Here is a 1,021-nt window from a genome sequence, read left to right on the forward strand (position 1 = left end):
GTGCAGTACCGCGACTTCGCCGCCTGGCAGCGCAGGCACGTCAGCGGTGAGCGCCTGGCAGAGCTGCTGGAGCACTGGCGGACACGGCTCGACGGCCATCCGCCCCTCGCCCTGCCGACCGACTTCCCCCGCCCCGCGTCCGTGGACTACCGGGGATCGGTGGTCCCGTTCGCGCTCGACGCGGACACCTCCCGGGCCTTGCGCAGGCTCGCGGCGCAGCTGAACGTGAGCCTATTCAGCGTGCTCCTGACGGCGTACGTGCTGATGCTGCGGGCCTTCGCCGGCCAACGTGACGTGGTCGTGGGCGTGCCGGTGTTCAACCGCCAGTACGAGCAGACGCAGCACCTTGTCGGATGCTTCGTGAACTCGCTCGCGGTCGACTTCCGGATCGACGACGCGGTGCGTGTACGCACGCTGATCCAGCAGGTCGCAGCCCGCGTGGCGGAGGCGCAGCAGCACCAGGACCTGCCCTTCGACCAGTTGGTCAGCGCGCTGCGGCTGCCGCGCGACCCCAGCAGGCATCCGCTGTTCCAGGTGTGGTTCGACGTCAACTCGTTCACGCCGGCGGAGGGTCCGCAGGCACGGCGCCTGCGGGCCCACCCCGTCGACGACGGCTCGGAGCGGGTCACGCGGTTCGACCTCGGTGTCGAGGTCGACGCCTCACATGAGGTGCTCTCGGGTGCGCTCACCTACGCGGTCGCCCTGTTCGGCGAGGACGCTGCCCGGCGCTTCGCGGAGACGTACACGACGCTCCTGGGCCAGCTGGCGACGGTGGAGGACGTCTCCTCCCTGCGGTGGCTGCCGAGCGGTTCGCGGGAAGGAGTGGTCGCGCTCGGCCGCGGTGAGCGGGACGGCCGTCCCGGCTCACGGAGTCTGGGCGAGCTGTTCCGCGCGGAGGTCCGGGCCGCGTCGCCGGACGCTCCCGCCCTGCTCCTGGGTGACACGCCGCTGACGTACCGGCAACTCGACGAGTACTCCGACCAGCTCGTGGCGGGACTCGGGGAGCGCACGGACAGGCCGG

The 1,021-nt window shown here is 71.6% G+C and carries 1 protein-coding gene; it reads left to right on the forward strand.

Translation table 11 applies throughout. The annotated features are described in order from the left end of the window. On the forward strand, positions 1-1,021 hold a 1,021-nt coding region (locus ACMZ42_RS27345; protein WP_415733476.1), incomplete at both ends, for a condensation domain-containing protein.

This window comes from Lysinibacillus sp. NPDC056185 (assembly GCF_047737915.1).
Classification (GTDB): Bacteria; Bacillota; Bacilli; order Bacillales_A; family Planococcaceae; genus Lysinibacillus.